Raw genomic sequence first — 16223 nt, 5'->3', positions numbered from 1 at the left:
ACACACGAGCGGGTGTACGGAGGTGAGTGCTCGGCCGGGTGGGCCGATTCGGGTCTGTGGGCCGCTCTGCGGCCGTGCGGCCGGTGCGGAGCGGGTGTTTGCCCCTGCGGGCTGTCGCGGCTTGTGGGAGCGGGCGTCCCGCCCCGGGCGTGGCGGCGTCGGCAAGGCGGTGGGCCGACGAGCGACGCCGGCCTGTCAGCGTCGTACGGTCCGTGTGCGGACCCGGGCCGAGGCCCTTGGTGGTGGCTTCCGGCCCGTCGAGCCGGTTCGGCCGGGGAAGCGGTCTAGTCGGGCCGGGCCGGACGTGCTCCCGTCGTGGTCGGGGCCGTCTGCGCCGACGGTGCGGATGAGGGTGGGACCGCGGCCGGTCCCGTTCCCCGACCGGCCGCCGAGAGCCTGATCAGCCGCACCTCGCAGTGGTCGAGCCAGCGCGCCTCGGCCTCCGTCTGGAAGATCAGCTGCTCCAGTACGAGCAGCCATGCCACGTCGTCCCGCTCCCGCGACCCCCCGCTCTCGATCGCGGCCAGGGCCTGCGCCTTGAGACGGGTGTAGTCCTGCATGGCGTTCACCGTGTGGTGGCGCTGGGACTGGATGACGGCACGGATGTCCACCCCCGGTGCGCCGACCGCCATGGCGAGCTTGATGGCCAGTTCGTCGCGGGGCGGGCTGCTGCGGTCCACGGGCGTCTCGAACCAGCTTCTGAGCTCCGAGCGGCCGGCGTCCGTGATGACGTACAGCGCGTGCCCGGCCTCGTCCTCGCCGTTCTGCGCGACCATCCCGTCCCGCTCCAGGCGGTTGAGGGTCGTGTAGACCTGGCCGACGTTGAGGGGCCAGGTGGCGCCCGTGCGCGACTCGAACTCCGAGCGGAGCTGAGAGCCGTACCGAGGGCCGTGTTCAAGGAGGGCGAGCAGCCCGTGCCTGATGGACATACTCAGTATGTATACCGAGTATGCCGACGGCGGCAACCCTCGCTGGAGGGACTCGCGGCATCCCCCTTGAGACGGACGCGGGAGTCAGCGACGGCGCAGCCGCATGCCCAGGAAGCCGATGCCGAGGCCCATCAGGGCCATGCCGATGCCCAGTGAGAGCGGCGAGATCTGCTGGGCGACCGGCGCCGGCGAGCCCTGAGGTGCCTGGTGGCGGGCGGCGGCGGGCTCGCTCCGGCGGGGTCCGGCGGTCGGCGCGTTCCAGGCCTCGGCGGGTGCCTCCGACTCGGGTGCCTCGTCCTCCTGAAGGCGGGCGTCCTGCGAGGAGCGGTCCGTGCCGAAGGTCCCGTCGTCGTGCGGCCGGGGCGGCGGAGCCGGCGCCGAGGACTTCGCCGGGCTACTGGTCCCCGACGGCGACACCGCCGCAGCCGGGCTGCCCGAAGGGGTGGCGGAAGGGCTCACGCTCGCGCTCGGCGACGGTGTCGTCCGGCGGCCGGGCCGCTGGCGTCCCTCCCCGGCCTGCCGCCCCGCGAGCGAGTTGGAGACGGAGGGTTCGGGGGACGCCTCCCGCGGCCCCGGCTCACCGGCGTGGGCGGGCGGAGCGGCCAGCAGGAGAAGCGAAGCGACGGTGATGGCGCATCGAGTGCGCAGCGCTGGAGTCACCGGATGACCCCTCCCGTGCCGAGTCGTCGTCACCGACATATCGGAGTCAGAGTCACATGGCGCCCTGTTCCCGGCATCTCGGGCACCGGCTCGACCGGGACGCGGCAACGGCGACGGCCCGGCACGCAGTGCGCGTACCGGGCCGTTTGCTTCGTGCGGTGCCTGTGAAGGAGCTCGTGCGGGGGCTACTCCGGATAGCCGGTGGAGACCTCGAGGTCGAACGTCGCGTCGTCCTCCGACACCTCGACGTCGGCGCCCGGGAACTGCGTCACCACGACGCCCTCGCCCCACTGCGCGTTGGGCACGTCCTTGACGTTGACCTTCCAGCCCGCGGCCTGCGCGCACTCCTTGACCGACAGGATGTCCTTGTAGACGAAGTCGGGGGCCTGGACCTTGGACGGGTCGTCGTAGCCCTCCTGTGCGTCGGAGCACTTCGTCTTGTCGATCTTCCGCTGGCGCTCCGGGCCCTTGTAGCCGGCCTGCTGCGACTCGCTGGTCGTCGGGTCGCCGCCGGCCTCGGTGCCCGGATCGTCGTCCTTGTTCATGGCGATCGCGGTGATGAGCCCGCCGACCGCGAGCAGTGCCACCGCGATGGCGCCCACGATCACCGGCATGTTCCGCCTGCCGCCGCCACCGCCGCCGTTCGTGGCGGGCTGCGGGGAGATCGTGTACGGCGGCGGGGTCGAGACCGCCGGAGCCTGTGTCTGGTACGCAGGGGCCGGCGTCGGGTAGCCGTAGTGCGGCGTCGGGGCCGGGGTGGGCGGGCCGTAAGGGCCAGGCTGGTAGGGCGTCTGGACGCCGCTCTGCGGGGGCGGCGCCGACTGGTCCAGAGGCGGGAAGACGGCGGAACCGACTCCCGCACCGCTGCTGGCGGGCGCGCCGCTGATGATCACGGGTGCGCCGGTCTGCCCGGCGCTCGCGACACGGGCGCACTCGTCGCGCATGGCCGCGGCGCTCGGAAAACGCTCGTTCGGGTTCTTCTTCAGGGCCCGGGCGACGAGCGCGTCCATCGCGGGGGTGACGGACCGGTTGACGGTGGACGGCGCGACCGGCTCTTCCTGGACGTGCGCGTACGCGATCGCCAGCGGCGAGTCGGCGTCGAACGGCAGCCGGCCGGTCAGCAGCTGGAAGAGCATGATCCCGACCGAGTACAGGTCGGAGCGGGCGTCCACACCCCGGCCGAGGGCCTGCTCGGGGGAGAGGTACTGCGGGGTGCCGACGACCATGCCCGTCTGCGTCATGGACGTGACGCCCGACTGCATCGCACGGGCGATGCCGAAGTCCATCACCTTGACGATGCCGCGCTTGGTCATCATCACGTTGCCGGGCTTGATGTCGCGGTGGACCAGGCCCATCTCGTGGCTGGTCTCCAGGGCCGCGAGCACGTCGGCGGTGACCTTGAGCGCCTTGTCGGCGGGCATCGCGCCGTACTGCTGGATGTCGGCGGCCAGGACGGATCCCAGCGGCTGACCCTCCACGTACTCCATGACGATGTACGGCATCAGCGAGCCGTCGAGCTCGTCCTCGCCGGTGTCGAAGACGGACACGATGTTGGTGTGGGACAGCTTGGCGACGGCCTGCGCCTCACGCCGGAACCGCTCGCGGAACGACTGCTCGCGCCCGAGTTCCGTGTGGAGCGTCTTGATGGCCACCTGGCGGTCCAGCGCGGAGTCGTAGGCCAGGTAGACGGAAGCCATGCCGCCTTCGCCGAGCAGATCGCGAAGCTGATACCGGCCGCCCGCCACGGAACCACCCGCATAGCGGCCCTGCGCGCCGTCCTGGCTCATGACTGTGCATCCCCCTCGGCGCGGTGGCCCGACGGCCCGGTCCGCGATGGTTCGCGAATTGCTTGCCGATCCTTGTCTCGAGGACCGAGAAACCTGGACCGTGATCCCGTATTACGGGGCAAGTCTGCCGCAGGGGTCCGACACGTCAAGCCAGGTGCCCGTTCCGTGACCGTACGCACAACAAGCGTCTCGGAAGCGTTACAGGAACGGCATGGAATTTGCACGGCTCCGCGCCCAGCAGGTTTGATGGCCGGTCTCTCTCGAAAACCGGCCTGCCGCGCCAAGGCTGTAGCGTGACGTGGCACAGCACCCCGAGAAATGACACCCCGCAGGCACAGTACGCACGCGGACAGATACGACGGCGAGGACTGATGGCACCCGAACCCGGAGCAGACGGCAGCGGAGTGCCGGATTCCGCGGAAGCCTGGGGTGTCGGCGGACTGGTCGGCGACGGCCGCTACCGCCTGACGCACCGTCTCGGCCGCGGCGGCATGGCCGAGGTGTTCGCGGCGGAGGACGTACGGCTGGGCCGTACGGTCGCCGTCAAACTGCTGCGCCCGGACCTGGCGGAGGATCCGGTCTCCAAGGCGCGCTTCACCCGTGAGGCGCAGTCGGTCGCCGGCCTCAACCACCATGCGGTGGTGGCCGTCTACGACTCCGGCGAGGACGTGGTGGGCAGCCAGACCGTCCCCTACATCGTGATGGAGCTCGTCGAGGGGCGCACCATCCGCGATCTGCTGGTCAACGCGGAGGCCCCGCCGCCCGAGCAGGCACTGATCATCGTCTCCGGCGTCCTCGAGGCCCTCGCCTATTCGCACCAGCACGGCATCGTGCACCGCGACATCAAGCCGGCCAACGTCATCATCACCAACTCCGGTGCGGTCAAGGTGATGGACTTCGGCATCGCGCGCGCACTGCACGGCGCCCAGTCGACGATGACCCAGACCGGCATGGTCATGGGCACGCCCCAGTACCTCTCCCCCGAGCAGGCGCTGGGCAAGGCCGTCGACCACCGCTCCGACCTGTATGCGACGGGCTGCCTGCTGTACGAACTTCTCGCGCTGCGGCCGCCGTTCACCGGTGAGACGCCGCTCTCGGTGGTCTACCAGCACGTGCAGGACATTCCCGTGCCGCCGTCCGAGGTCTCCGACGTGGTGCCGCCCGAGCTCGACGGGCTGGTCATGCGCTCCCTCGCGAAGGACCCGGACGACCGGTTCCAGAGCGCGGAGGAGATGCGCGGTCTGGTGCAGTACGGGCTGCAGATGCTCCAGCAGCAGGGCAGCCACAACGGCACCTGGAACACCGGCCCGGTCCAGCTCTACGACGGTGGCGGCACCCCGGCGAGGGGAATGACCGGCGCGACCGCGGCGCACCCCGTGCACGGCGAGACCTCCCAGGGCCCGATCCTGCCCCCGATGAACCCGAACGACGGGGGCTACGACGGCGGTTACGGCGCCGGGCGCCCCGGCGGCCGGGGCGGCCGGGGCAAGATGTGGCTGCTCGCGGCCCTCGCCGTGGTCGCGGTGGTCGTGGGCATCGCCTTCGCGCTCGACAAGGCGAACGACAAGGGCGGCACGAGCCCCGGCGACGGCAAAACGGTTTCCGAGACGCCGTCGACGCCGTCGGAGACGCCGACGCCGACCGAGGAGGAGACGGAGCCGACGGACGAGCCCGACACCTCCACGGGCGGCAACCAGCAGCCGTCCTGGACCCCTTCGGACGTGCCGTCGTTCACGCCGAGCACACAGCCGACGCCTTCCTGGACGCCGTCTCCGACGGACAAGCCGACCAAGCCGACGGATCCTCCGACAGCGACGACGCCGACGCCGACCGAGCCGACGGACGAGCCGCCGCCGAGCGAGACCGGCGGGGCCACCGAAGGCGGAGGCGGCACGGTGGAGGGCAACGACGGAGGCGAGTGACGGGCGGGGCCGGGCGCTGTCCGGCCCGGTCCCGGGGCGCCTGCCTGACGCACCGGCGCGCGGCAACGCCCGAACCCTCACCCGGCGAAGGCGGCGCGCATCCGCCGGACCTCACGCGGCGTACGGCACACCCGCCGGACGCCTCACCCGGCGAAGGCGTCGCACACCGCGTCGTACTCCTTCGTCCACCACACCGCCAGGGCCGACACCGCGGGGAACTGCGGGTCGGCCCTTCGGTCGTGCAGCTGGTAGCGCCAGCGCAGTATCCAGAAGTCGTTGAGCCGCTCCCACCACACCCGGTGGACGGCGGCCCGCAGTTCGGCGGGGTCGGCGGCCGCGGCGCGCCGGTACGCCCGCGCGTAGGCCCGCACCTTCGTGAGCTCCAGCCTGCCGGCCGGGAGGACGAAGAAGATCGCCGCCGCCCGCACCGCCTCCTCCGCCCGCGGCTGGACCCCGAGCCGGTCCCAGTCGACGATCGCGGCCGGCTCCGCCCCCCGGTAGAGCAGGTTCAGCGGGTGGAAGTCGCCGTGCACCCAGCCGCCCGCGCCGCCCGGCGGCGGCCTGCGGTCGGCATGGCGCTCCAGCAGCGTGCGCCGCTGAAGGAGGCGGTGTTCCGCCAGGGTGTCGAAGGAGTCGCGCGGCCGGGCCGACCTGGCCAGTTCCAGCAGCTCGTCGATGAGGCTGAACGTCTTTTCGGGATCGGCGCTGCCGTGTTCGGACGTACGGGGCGTGCCGTCGTCCATGACCTGCGCCAGGCAGGTGTGCACCAGGCCGAGGAGCGATCCGAGCCGGCGTGACTGGGCGGTGCTGAGCTGGGCGCCGCCCAGGTGCCGGCCGTCGATCCAGGGGTGCAGGGCGTAGCAGTGGCCGTCGATCACGGCGACCGTGTCGCCGTCCTGGTCCTCCAGGGGCGGCGCGACGGGCACGTCGAGGGCCTGGAGCCGCTGGGTGGCGCGATGCTGCCGCGCGATGGCCTCGTGGTCGCCGTCGAGGTGGTGCTTGAGGAAGTACGCCCCACGGGTGGTCGCCAGGCGGTAACCACGGTTGAGAAGCCCCTGGGTGACGGGTTTGCAGGAAAGGGGCTCGCCCGCGTTCTCGTATCGGCGCAGAAGCACGGAGAGGGGCGGAGCAGTATCAGATGAGCGCGGCACCCGCCAGATGTTAGATCACTCCGCGTGTTGTGCCGAATGCCCTGCGGAATCATGCAAAGTGTGCAAGGTGGCGAAGTGGGGTTCGACGCACAGATATGCCGGCCGGAAGTTCTCGCCGTCGACGCGTTGCGGCCGCGGCCCGAAGCGCGCCAGTTCCTCGTCCGTCGGCCTGACCGTCTCGGCGGTGCCGGTGAACTGCACCGACCAGAGGGCCGCCGAACCGGAGTTGAGGTTGTCCGCGCCGTAGGCGACCACGCTGCCGCAGCCCGCCCGCACACCGTCCCCCGTGGCCTGCAGACGCAGCAGCACCCGTCCGTCCGCCAAGACATGGCGCGCGGGGACCAGGACGGGCATGGCCCGGAGGCTGGTCACCAGCACGCCGTAGCGGACGCGGCTGAGCAGCTCGATGGCGCGGAGTTCCTCTGAGGACATGACGTCCACTCTGCGTGACCGATCGCACCGGAGGGTAGGGCCACCGGCCCCGAACGGACGGGACCTAAGTCCCTCACCGCTCGTGGCGGCGTTGGTCCGAACGAGTGATGACAGCGGTGTCAGTGGTGCTGACGTTCCGCCTGGATCCTCGCCACGTACGCGGCCGCCTGCGCGCGCCGCTCCATGCCCAGTTTGGAGAGCAGGCTGGAGACGTAGTTCTTGATGGTCTTCTCGGCGAGGTGGAGCCGCTCGCCGATGGCCCGGTTGGTGAGTCCCTCGCCGATCAGGTCCAGGATCCTGCGCTCCTGGTCCGTGAGGTTCGCGAGGCGCTCGTCGCCGGCCGGTCTGTTCCCCTCGCGCAGCCGCTCGAGGACCCGGGCGGTCGCCGCCGGGTCCAGCAGCGACCTTCCCGCGGCGACGTCCCGCACCGCGGCCAGCAGCTCGCTGCCGCGGATCGCCTTCAGCGCGTATCCCGCGGCACCCGCCATGATCGCGTCGAAGAGGGCCTCGTCGTCCGCGAACGAGGTGAGCATCAGGCAGTTGATGTTCTCGTTCCGCGAACGGACCTCCCGGCACACCTCCACGCCGCTCCCGTCCGGCAGCCGCACGTCCAGGATGGCGACGTCAGGGGCGGCCGCAGGGATCCTGACCAGGGCGTCTTCCGCGGTTCCGGCCTCGCCGACGACCTCGATGTCCGACTCGGCGGCGAGCAGCTCATGAACGCCGCGCCGGACCACTTCATGGTCGTCGAGGAGAAATACAGTGATTTTTCCCTTTTCGTGCACGGGGGCAGTCTCACATATTGACTCTTCCCGTGTCCGGGGTGCCCGGGATAACGTGCCCGTGTTCCGGCGGCCTGCAAGGCTGTGACCAGTGGTTGTTCCCCTATTTCTCGATTTACTTGGAAATCCAAGCAAAATCGCAGGTCAAATGGGGTTTCGCAGTAATGCTGCCCACTGGGTAACGTGCCTGTGACAGGACGTTCGCCGGGGCACCTGTCACGCCTGACTTCCGGCCGCGTCGCACACACCCCGTGCGCGGGCTCGGACGTGGGCGAGCCGCACTGGCTTTCCGGCGGACCCCGGGGGCCGGACCGACGGAGGAGCACGCACGTGACCGTGGAGAGCACTGCTGCCGCGCGTAAACCGCGACGCGCCAGTAAGCGCGCCAGCGCCACCAAGAAGCCGCAGAGTTCCGAGCCCCAGCTCGTACAGCTGCTGACGCCCGAGGGTGAGCGCGTCCAGCATCCCGAGTACGACATCGATCTGAGCGCCGACGAGCTGCGCGGGCTGTACCGGGACATGGTCCTGACCCGCCGCTTCGACTCCGAGGCCACCGCCCTGCAGCGCCAGGGCGAGCTGGGCCTGTGGGCCTCGCTGCTGGGTCAGGAAGCCGCGCAGATCGGCTCGGGACGCGCCCTGCGCGACGACGACTACGTCTTCCCGACCTACCGGGAGCACGGCGTCGCCTGGTGCCGCGGTGTCGACCCGACCAACCTGCTGGGCATGTTCCGCGGGGTGAACCACGGTGGCTGGGACCCGACCACCAACAACTTCCACCTGTACACGATCGTCATCGGCTCGCAGACGCTGCACGCCACCGGCTACGCCATGGGCGTCGCCAAGGACGGCGCCGACTCGGCCGTGATCGCGTACTTCGGCGACGGCGCCTCCAGCCAGGGCGACGTGGCCGAGTCGTTCACGTTCTCCGCGGTCTACAACGCCCCGGTCGTGTTCTTCTGCCAGAACAACCAGTGGGCGATCTCCGAGCCCACCGAGCGCCAGACCCGGGTGCCGCTGTACCAGCGTGCCCAGGGCTTCGGCTTCCCCGGCGTCCGTGTCGACGGCAACGACGTCCTCGCCTGCCTTGCGGTGACCCGCTCCGCCCTGGAGCGGGCCCGCCGCGGCGAGGGCCCGACGCTCGTCGAGGCCTTCACCTACCGGATGGGTGCGCACACCACCTCGGACGACCCGACCAAGTACCGCCACGACGACGAGCGGGCGGCCTGGGAGGCCAAGGACCCGATTCTGCGCCTGCGTACCTACCTCGAGGCCGAGGGCCACGCCGACGAGGCGTTCTTCACCTCCCTCGACGAGGAGAGCGACGTGCTCGCCAAGCGTGTCCGCGAGGCGGTCCGGGCCATGCCCGACCCCGAGGACATGGCGATGTTCGACCACGTCTACGCAGACGGGCACTCCCTCGTCGACGAGGAGCGCGCCCAGTTCGCCGCTTACCAGGCGTCGTTCGCCGAGGAGGGCAACTAGTCATGGCTGTACAGAAGCTTCCTCTCGCGAAGGCGCTCAACGAGTCGCTCCGCAAGGCCCTCGAGACCGACCCCAAGGTCCTGATCATGGGTGAGGACGTCGGCAAGCTCGGCGGCGTCTTCCGTATCACCGACGGCCTCCAGAAGGACTTCGGCGAGGACCGTGTCATCGACACCCCGCTCGCCGAGTCGGGCATCGTCGGCACCGCCATCGGTCTGGCCCTGCGCGGCTACCGCCCCGTGGTGGAGATCCAGTTCGACGGCTTCGTCTTCCCGGCGTACGACCAGATCGTCACGCAGCTCGCGAAGATGCACGCCCGCGCGCTCGGCAAGATCAAGCTGCCGGTCGTCATCCGCATCCCCTACGGCGGCGGTATCGGCGCTGTCGAGCACCACTCCGAGTCCCCGGAGGCGCTCTTCGCGCACGTGGCCGGCCTCAAGGTGGTCTCCCCGTCGAACTCCTCCGACGCCTACTGGATGCTCCAGCAGGCGATCCAGAGCGACGACCCGGTGATCTTCTTCGAGCCGAAGCGCCGCTACTGGGACAAGAGCGAGGTGGACACCGAAGCCATCCCCGGCCCGCTGCACGCGGCGCGCGTCGCCCAGCCCGGGTCCGACGTCACGCTGGCCGCATACGGCCCGATGGTGAAGGTCTGCCTCGAGGCGGCCGCAGCCGCCGCCGAGGAGGGCAAGTCGGTGGAGGTCCTCGACCTCCGCTCGATGTCCCCGATCGACTTCGACACCATCCAGACGTCCGTCGAGAAGACCGGCCGGCTGGTCGTGGTCCACGAGGCCCCCGTCTTCTACGGCTCCGGAGCCGAGATCGCGGCCCGCATCACCGAGCGGTGCTTCTACCACCTCGAGGCCCCTGTGCTGAGGGTCGGCGGCTTCCACGCCCCGTATCCTCCGGCGCGGCTCGAGGAGGAGTACCTTCCGGGTCTGGACCGTGTGCTGGACGCCGTCGACCGCTCGCTCGCGTACTGAGGAGTGCCGTGACCATGACTCAAGACACTTCCCTTCGCTTCCGCGAGTTCAAGATGCCCGACGTGGGCGAGGGACTCACCGAGGCCGAGATCCTCAAGTGGTACGTCCAGCCGGGCGACACCGTCACCGACGGTCAGGTCGTGTGCGAGGTCGAGACGGCGAAGGCGGCCGTCGAGCTGCCGATCCCGTACGACGGCGTGGTGCACGAGCTGCGCTTCGCCGAGGGCACCACCGTCGACGTCGGAACCTCGATCATCACGGTCGACGTGGCCCCGGGAAGCGGTGACGCGGCTCCGGCCGAGGCCGCCGCGGTCCCGCCCGCCCAGACCGAGGCGTCGCCCGTCGCCGAGGCCGCCGCAGAGGTGGAGGAGGCGAAGCCGCAGGGCCGTCAGCCGGTCCTCGTCGGCTACGGCGTCGCCGAGTCCTCGACCAAGCGCAGGCCGCGCAAGCAGACGGGTGCGCCCGAGCAGTCCCTGGCGGCCGCGGCCGTCCAGGCGGAGATGAACGGCCACGGCGTGCCGACGGCGCCGCGTCCGCTCGCCAAGCCTCCGGTGCGCAAGCTCGCCAAGGACCTGGGCATCGACCTGGCGACGGTCACCCCGACCGGCCCCGACGGCGTCATCACCCGCGAGGACGTCCACGCGGCCGCCGCCCCGGCCGCCGCCGCGGCACCGGTCACCGCGCCGGCCCCCGAGCCGGTCACCGCGCAGGAGACGGTCTCCGCCCCCGCCGTCGAGGCGGGCGCGCGGGAGACCCGGGTGCCCATCAAGGGCGTGCGGAAGGCGACCGCCTCCGCGATGGTCGGCAGCGCCTTCACCGCACCGCATGTCACGGAGTTCGTCACGATCGACGTGACGCGCACGATGAAGCTGGTCGAGGAGCTCAAGACCGACAAGGACATGGCCGGTCTGCGGGTCAATCCGCTGCTGCTGATCGCCAAGGCCCTGCTGGTCGCCATCAAGCGGAACCCGGAGATCAACGCCTCGTGGGACGAGGCGAACCAGGAGATCGTGCAGAAGCACTACGTCAACCTGGGCATCGCCGCGGCCACTCCGCGGGGCCTGATCGTGCCGAACATCAAGGACGCGCACGACAGGACCCTGCCGCAGCTGGCGGCGGCGCTGGGCGAGCTGGTGGCGACGGCCCGCGAGGGGAAGACCACCCCGGCGGCCATGCAGGGCGGCACGGTGACCATCACCAACGTCGGCGTCTTCGGCGTCGACACCGGTACGCCGATCCTCAACCCCGGTGAGTCCGCGATCCTCGCGGTCGGTGCGATCAAGCTCCAGCCGTGGGTCCACAAGGGCAAGGTGAAGCCGCGTCAGGTCACCACGCTGGCCCTCTCCTTCGACCACCGCCTGGTCGACGGCGAGCTCGGCTCCAAGGTTCTCGCCGATGTCGCGGCGATCCTGGAGCAGCCGAAGAGGCTGATGACCTGGGCCTGATGGCCCTGACGTCCTGTTTCACGTGAAACGCCCGACCGGGCAGGTCCCGGTCGGGCGCTTTGCGTTGATGGCAGGGTGCTTCGTGGCGATATGCCGGAAAAGGGCTTCCGTCATACGGACGCGGATGCCTGATGCACCTCTGTTGTATCTATGCTGTGCGCATGCCTGCCGCGCCCGTGAAACGACCCCCTGCCGCCGACCGCGTCTACACCCACGTCAAGCAGGCCGTCCTCGACCGGCGCTACGAGGGCGGCACCCTGCTCACCGAAGGCGAACTCGCCGAGGCCGTAGGGGTCTCCCGTACACCGGTGCGCGAGGCCCTGCTCAAGCTCGAGGTCGAAGGGCTGCTCAAGCTCTATCCGAAGAAGGGCGCGCTCGTCCTCGCCGTCTCCGCCCAGGAGATCAGGGACGTGGTCGAGACCCGCCTGCTGGTCGAGGAATTCGCGGTGCGCCGGGCCGTACCCGCGCCCGCCGTGCTCGTCGCCCGGCTGGAGGAGCTGCTGGCAGAACAGCGCCGTCACGCCGACGCGGGAGACCTCGCCGCCTTCGCCGTCAGCGACCGGTGCTTCCACGCCGAGATCGTCAAGCACGCCGGCAACCACATCCTGTCCAGGCTCTACGACCAGCTCCGCGACCGTCAGTTGCGCATGGGCGTCGCGATGATGCAGGCGCTCCCGGACCGCATCACCCGCAACCAGGACGAGCACGCCGAGATCCTCGAGAGGATCAAGGAGGGTGACGCCGAGGGTGCCGCCGCCTGTGTGCGCGGGCACCTCGGCCGGGTCGAGGACCTGGTCCGGGGTGAGACGCGGTGAGCGGATCCGCCCCCGCCCTCTCCCTGCCCGGTGATCCTCCCGGCGGCCGGCGCGCCGCCGCGGTCTGGGGCATCGGCGTCGCCGTCTACTTCGTCGCCGTCATCTTCCGTACCAGCCTCGGTGTCGCCGGCCTCGACGCCGCCGACCGCTTCGACGTGGGCGCCTCCGCCCTGTCCACGTTCTCCATCCTCCAACTCCTCGTCTATGCGGGCATGCAGATACCGGTCGGCCTGATGGTCGACCGGCTGGGCACCAAGAAGGTGCTCACCATCGGCGTGGTGCTGTTCACCGTCGGCCAGCTGGGCTTCGCCCTCTCGCCCTCGTACGAGACGGCGCTGGCGTCCCGCGCACTGCTCGGCTGCGGCGACGCGATGACCTTCATCAGCGTGCTGCGTCTCGGATCGCGCTGGTTCCCCGCCCGTCGCGGGCCCCTCATCGGGCAGGTCGCCGCCCTCTTCGGAATGGCCGGCAACCTCGTCTCGACGCTCGTCATCGCCCGCATGCTGCACGGGATGGGCTGGACCGCCACCTTCGTCGGCAGTGCCGCGTGCGGGGTGGTCGTCCTGGTCCTGCTCTCGCTCTTCCTCTCCGACCACCCCGAAGGCCACGAACCGCCGCCGGCACGGCACGCGGGTCCCGCCTTCGTGCGGAAGCAGATAGCGATGTCCTGGCGTGAGCCCGGAACCCGGCTCGGTATGTGGGTCCACTTCACGACCCAGTTCCCCGGCATGGTGTTCCTGCTGCTGTGGGGGATGCCGTTCCTGGTGGAGGCGCAGGGCCTGTCCCGCGAGACCGCGGGCAGCCTGCTGACGCTGGTGGTGCTCTCCAACATGCTCGTGGGTCTGGTGTACGGCCAGGTCATTGCCCGCCACCACGGAGCGCGGGTGCCCCTGGCGCTCGGCACGGTCGGCGCCACCGCCGCCCTGTGGGCGGCCACCATTGCCTACCCGGGCGACCATGCGCCCATGTGGCTGCTGATCACCCTGTGCTCGGTGCTCGGCGCCTGCGGTCCCGCCTCGATGATCGGGTTCGATTTCGCGCGGCCGGCCAATCCGCCGGAACGGCAGGGCACCGCGTCCGGGATCGTCAACATGGGCGGGTTCGTCGCCTCGATGACAACGTTGCTGGCGGTGGGTGTCCTGCTGGACGCCACCGGCGACGACTACCGCATCGCCTTCTCGTCGGTCTTCGTGCTGGAGGCGCTCGGGATCACCCAGATCCTGCGGCTGCGCGCCCGCACGGCGCGACGCGAACGGGAGCGGCTGGTGGCGAGCCGGGTGGAGGCGGTGCACGTCCCGGCCTGACGGCGCCCGGCCCGTACGGCGGCGCCCAGGGGCCCCGGGGCCCCTCCCAGGACCCCCGGGCCCCGCTACGGCGTGACCGCGAACTCGCGCAGGATCGCCGCCGCCAGCTCCGTGTCCCCGTCCACCTTGATCCGGTCGGGCACCGCGGTGGCACGGACGCGTCCGCAGGCCAGCCGGTAGTAGGTCTCCCAGTCCATGGCGAGGGTCACCAGCGGGCCGAGCGAGGGCGAACCGTCGATGGAGCCGCGTCCGTCGGAGTCGACCCGCACCGTGCGCAGGAACTCCAGCGGACCGTGGACGTCGAAGACGACGGCCGAATTCGCGGGCGCGCCCGCCTCCTTGGCGACGACCTTGGGCAGGCCCTGGAGCAGCACGTCCCGGGCGACGTAAGCGCCGGGGGAGTCGAGGTTGCCCGGCTTGTTCAACGCGGTCCGCAGGTCCTGCTCGTGCACCCAGGCGTCGAACGCCCGCATCCGGTAGGCCACTTCGACCGTCTGCTCGGCACCGAGCGGCGCCCTCATCAGGGTGTCGGGGCTGCGGTTCTCGTTGCGCAGCTGACGTGCCCGACGGATCATCGTGTACTCGAGTTCCGAGGTCATCTCCGGCGCCGTGTGGTGGCGGCGCACATCGACCTGCATCTCCATGTAGCGGGCGAACTCGCTCTGCACATGGTAGAGATCGCGCGGCAGGGAGTGGATGGGCCGCGGGTCGCCGAGCATCTCGCACTCCATGCCGATGACGTGCGAGACGATGTCCCGCACCGACCAGCCCGGGCACGGAGTGGCGCGGTTCCACTCACCCTCGACGAGCGGCCCGACCAACTCGGCTATCGCTTCGATGGAGTGGGTCCAGGCATCTGCGTAGTTCTGGAGGCTGGGATGGACGGTCACGGGACCCCTCGGCGGTCGTACGCGGACAAATTGGACTGGCAGCGCTATGGGGGTCCGGGGGTGGCCCCCGGATGAGCACAGTACGCTGCCCGAAGGCACCCCGGCAGTGCTTTCGTGTGACGATCGTAGGCCCGTGTTGACGGCTCGAATGCCAGGACGGTGGTAGTGTGCGCGCCTCTCTCCTTCAGATCGCAGTAGATCCGGATGAAACGGTCGATTCCCGTAGGCGGCGTGCGGCCTCCCTGGTGCGGGAACAGGCGGGTTCCGAACTGGTGGTCCTCCCCGAGCTGTGGCCCGTGGGCGCCTTCGCCTACCAGCAGTTCGAGCAGGAGGCCGAGACGCCCACCGGCCCGACTTTCGAAGCCATGGCCGAGGCCGCGAAGGACGCGGGAGTCTGGCTGCACGCCGGTTCCGTGGTGGAGAAGGCCGACGACGGCGTCCTCTACAACACGGCGCTCGTCATCTCCCCCACCGGTGAACTCGCCGCCGTCTACCGCAAGATCCACCGCTTCGGCTTCGACAAGGGCGAGGCGGTGATGATGGGCGCGGGCGAGGACCTGGTGACCGTCCCGCTCCCGGGCACCCTCACCATCGGTCTCGCCACCTGTTACGACCTGCGCTTCCCCGAACTGTTCCGCGGCCTCGTCGACGCCGGCGCCCAAGCCCTGGTGATCCCCGCCGGGTGGCCCGCCCGCCGCCGTGAGCACTGGACCCTGCTCGCCCGCGCACGCGCGGTGGAGAACCAGGCCTACGTCCTCGCCTGCGGCACCGCGGGCACCCACGCGGGAGTCGAGCAGGCCGGCCACAGCATCGTCGTCGACCCCTGGGGTGAGGTCCTCGCGGAGGCGGGCCCCGGCGAAGAGGTCCTCACCGTGGACCTCGACCCGGCGAAGGTGACGACGACCCGCGACGTCTTCCCCGCCCTCAAGGACCGCCGCCTGGGCCTGCCCGCCCCGGCCACCCCACGGCCCTGACCGTACGTGCACGCAGAGGACGGGTCCTGCTTCGGGCGGACCCTCCTCAGCGGTCCTCCCGCTCCTTCTCCGCCATCCGGATCACACACACCGCCACCGCGATCAGCAGGGCCGCGTCCGCGTCCTCCCGTACGACGTCCACCCCGTACGTGTCACGCAGGGTCAGCCACCGCCGTGAGACGTGGGCCAGCAGCTCCCCCTCGTACTCGACCGCGAACTCCCGGTCCAGGATCCGTCCGCCGACGTCGAGTTCGGTGCCCTCGGACAGCGTCACCCGGTGGTGGTCGCGCAGCAGTGACATCCGCTTCCTGCGCACCGTGGCGAGCGTCCTGCCGTCCCGTTCGATCGTCATCGCGTCCCGGAGGCCGAACATCCGCCGGCGCAGGGTGATCAGCACCCGTCCGTCCGGGTCCTTGATCTCCAGGGTGTCCCGCAGCCGCATGGCCTTCCCGTCGACCAGGAAGGCGTGCCGCCCGTGCTCGTCATCGATCCAGTAGTCGTCGCCGATGGCGAAGATCCTGTCCCGCACCAGATATTTCATGGCGGGATGAGTACCCCCGCGGGCGCGGGGGGACGGTGGTACGGCGGCACGTGCACGCGTTCGGCCCCTGGCGGGCCGGAACGGTCTCGGTCCACCGCCACGACGACGGGGTCGCCGTGGCGGGGG

General features: G+C 70.7%; 15 protein-coding genes. 7 read left to right on the top strand and 8 right to left on the bottom strand.

All coding sequences use genetic code 11. The features are described 5' to 3' along the window. Window positions 1-284 precede the first annotated feature (284 nt). From SPRI_RS18275 to SPRI_RS18265, 3 genes are all read right to left on the bottom strand, one after another. Window positions 285-929: a PadR family transcriptional regulator gene (locus SPRI_RS18275; RefSeq protein ID WP_050791521.1), complete on the bottom strand. Its 645-nt coding sequence runs from the start codon at window positions 927-929 to the stop codon at window positions 285-287. An 84-nt stretch (window positions 930-1013) separates the two neighbouring features. After that, on the bottom strand, window positions 1014-1589 hold the full coding sequence (locus tag SPRI_RS38510) for a hypothetical protein (RefSeq protein WP_037774164.1): 576 nt from the start codon (window positions 1587-1589) through the stop codon (window positions 1014-1016). A 185-nt stretch (window positions 1590-1774) separates the two neighbouring features. Then, a complete protein-coding gene (locus SPRI_RS18265; RefSeq protein WP_005314753.1) occupies window positions 1775-3376 on the bottom strand; it encodes a protein kinase domain-containing protein in 1602 nt (533 codons plus the stop codon). 371 nt (window positions 3377-3747) lie between these two features. Between SPRI_RS18265 and SPRI_RS18260 the strand changes: the two genes are divergently transcribed. Continuing rightward, window positions 3748-5298 carry a protein kinase domain-containing protein gene (locus tag SPRI_RS18260; RefSeq protein ID WP_053557099.1) on the top strand — a complete coding sequence of 517 codons (1551 nt, stop codon included), beginning with the start codon at window positions 3748-3750 and terminating at the stop codon, window positions 5296-5298. 143 nt (window positions 5299-5441) lie between these two features. Here the strand turns inward: SPRI_RS18260 and SPRI_RS18255 are convergent, their stop codons facing one another. From SPRI_RS18255 to SPRI_RS18245, 3 genes are all read right to left on the bottom strand, one after another. Continuing rightward, a complete protein-coding gene (locus SPRI_RS18255; RefSeq protein ID WP_005314746.1) occupies window positions 5442-6449 on the bottom strand; it encodes a phosphotransferase in 1008 nt (335 codons plus the stop codon). Window positions 6450-6464: 15 nt separating this feature from the next. Then, entirely contained in the window at window positions 6465-6881 is a 417-nt protein-coding gene (locus tag SPRI_RS18250; protein WP_037774162.1) for a pyridoxamine 5'-phosphate oxidase family protein, read from the bottom strand. A 119-nt stretch (window positions 6882-7000) separates the two neighbouring features. Next, on the bottom strand, window positions 7001-7666 hold the full coding sequence (locus tag SPRI_RS18245; RefSeq protein ID WP_005314741.1) for a response regulator: 666 nt from the start codon (window positions 7664-7666) through the stop codon (window positions 7001-7003). Between the two features lie 327 nt (window positions 7667-7993). Here SPRI_RS18245 and pdhA point away from each other — a divergent pair, with 327 nt between their 5' ends. From pdhA to SPRI_RS18220, 5 genes are all read left to right on the top strand, one after another. Next, window positions 7994-9145: a pyruvate dehydrogenase (acetyl-transferring) E1 component subunit alpha gene (pdhA, locus tag SPRI_RS18240; RefSeq protein WP_037774160.1), complete on the top strand. Its 1152-nt coding sequence runs from the start codon at window positions 7994-7996 to the stop codon at window positions 9143-9145. Between the two features lie 2 nt (window positions 9146-9147). Further along, window positions 9148-10128, top strand: a complete 981-nt coding sequence (locus SPRI_RS18235) for an alpha-ketoacid dehydrogenase subunit beta (protein ID WP_005314735.1) — start codon at window positions 9148-9150, stop codon at window positions 10126-10128. 14 nt (window positions 10129-10142) lie between these two features. Next, window positions 10143-11573: a dihydrolipoamide acetyltransferase family protein gene (locus SPRI_RS18230; protein ID WP_005314733.1), complete on the top strand. Its 1431-nt coding sequence runs from the start codon at window positions 10143-10145 to the stop codon at window positions 11571-11573. Window positions 11574-11734: 161 nt separating this feature from the next. Beyond that, on the top strand, window positions 11735-12388 hold the full coding sequence (locus tag SPRI_RS18225; protein WP_005314731.1) for a GntR family transcriptional regulator: 654 nt from the start codon (window positions 11735-11737) through the stop codon (window positions 12386-12388). After that, window positions 12385-13692, top strand: coding sequence for an MFS transporter (locus SPRI_RS18220; protein WP_005314729.1), 1308 nt, complete (start codon window positions 12385-12387; stop codon window positions 13690-13692). Before SPRI_RS18225 ends, SPRI_RS18220 begins: the two co-directional genes overlap by 4 nt. A gap of 65 nt (window positions 13693-13757) precedes the next feature. On the opposite strand, the gene SPRI_RS18215 is transcribed toward SPRI_RS18220, so the two are convergent. Continuing rightward, window positions 13758-14582: a maleylpyruvate isomerase family mycothiol-dependent enzyme gene (locus SPRI_RS18215; protein ID WP_005314726.1), complete on the bottom strand. Its 825-nt coding sequence runs from the start codon at window positions 14580-14582 to the stop codon at window positions 13758-13760. Window positions 14583-14749: 167 nt separating this feature from the next. On the opposite strand from SPRI_RS18215, the gene SPRI_RS18210 reads away from it, so the two are divergent. Then, window positions 14750-15556 (top strand): carbon-nitrogen family hydrolase, encoded by an 807-nt coding sequence (locus tag SPRI_RS18210; protein WP_005314723.1) that lies wholly within the window; start codon window positions 14750-14752, stop codon window positions 15554-15556. 46 nt (window positions 15557-15602) lie between these two features. Here SPRI_RS18210 and SPRI_RS18205 read toward each other — a convergent pair whose 3' ends face one another. Then, window positions 15603-16097, bottom strand: a complete 495-nt coding sequence (locus SPRI_RS18205; protein ID WP_005314721.1) for an LURP-one-related/scramblase family protein — start codon at window positions 16095-16097, stop codon at window positions 15603-15605. Between the last annotated feature and the right edge of the window lie 126 nt (window positions 16098-16223).

It is taken from the genome of Streptomyces pristinaespiralis, from assembly GCF_001278075.1.
In the GTDB taxonomy this organism is placed as follows: Bacteria; Actinomycetota; Actinomycetes; order Streptomycetales; family Streptomycetaceae; genus Streptomyces; species Streptomyces pristinaespiralis.
This window is presented reverse-complemented; position numbering and strand designations above follow the sequence as displayed.

Excerpts from the sequence above, each read along its gene's own strand:
- SPRI_RS18250 (WP_037774162.1), bottom strand. The coding sequence starts at position 6,881 with ATGTCCTCAGAGGAACTCCGCGCCATCGAGCTGCTCAGCCGCGTCCGC.
- SPRI_RS18205 (WP_005314721.1), bottom strand. The coding sequence starts at position 16,097 with ATGAAATATCTGGTGCGGGACAGGATCTTCGCCATCGGCGACGACTAC.
- SPRI_RS18265 (WP_005314753.1), bottom strand. The coding sequence starts at position 3,376 with ATGAGCCAGGACGGCGCGCAGGGCCGCTATGCGGGTGGTTCCGTGGCG.
- SPRI_RS18260 (WP_053557099.1), top strand. The coding sequence starts at position 3,748 with ATGGCACCCGAACCCGGAGCAGACGGCAGCGGAGTGCCGGATTCCGCG.
- SPRI_RS18235 (WP_005314735.1), top strand. The coding sequence starts at position 9,148 with ATGGCTGTACAGAAGCTTCCTCTCGCGAAGGCGCTCAACGAGTCGCTC.
- SPRI_RS18230 (WP_005314733.1), top strand. The coding sequence starts at position 10,143 with ATGACTCAAGACACTTCCCTTCGCTTCCGCGAGTTCAAGATGCCCGAC.
- SPRI_RS18225 (WP_005314731.1), top strand. The coding sequence starts at position 11,735 with ATGCCTGCCGCGCCCGTGAAACGACCCCCTGCCGCCGACCGCGTCTAC.
- SPRI_RS18275 (WP_050791521.1), bottom strand. The coding sequence starts at position 929 with ATGTCCATCAGGCACGGGCTGCTCGCCCTCCTTGAACACGGCCCTCGG.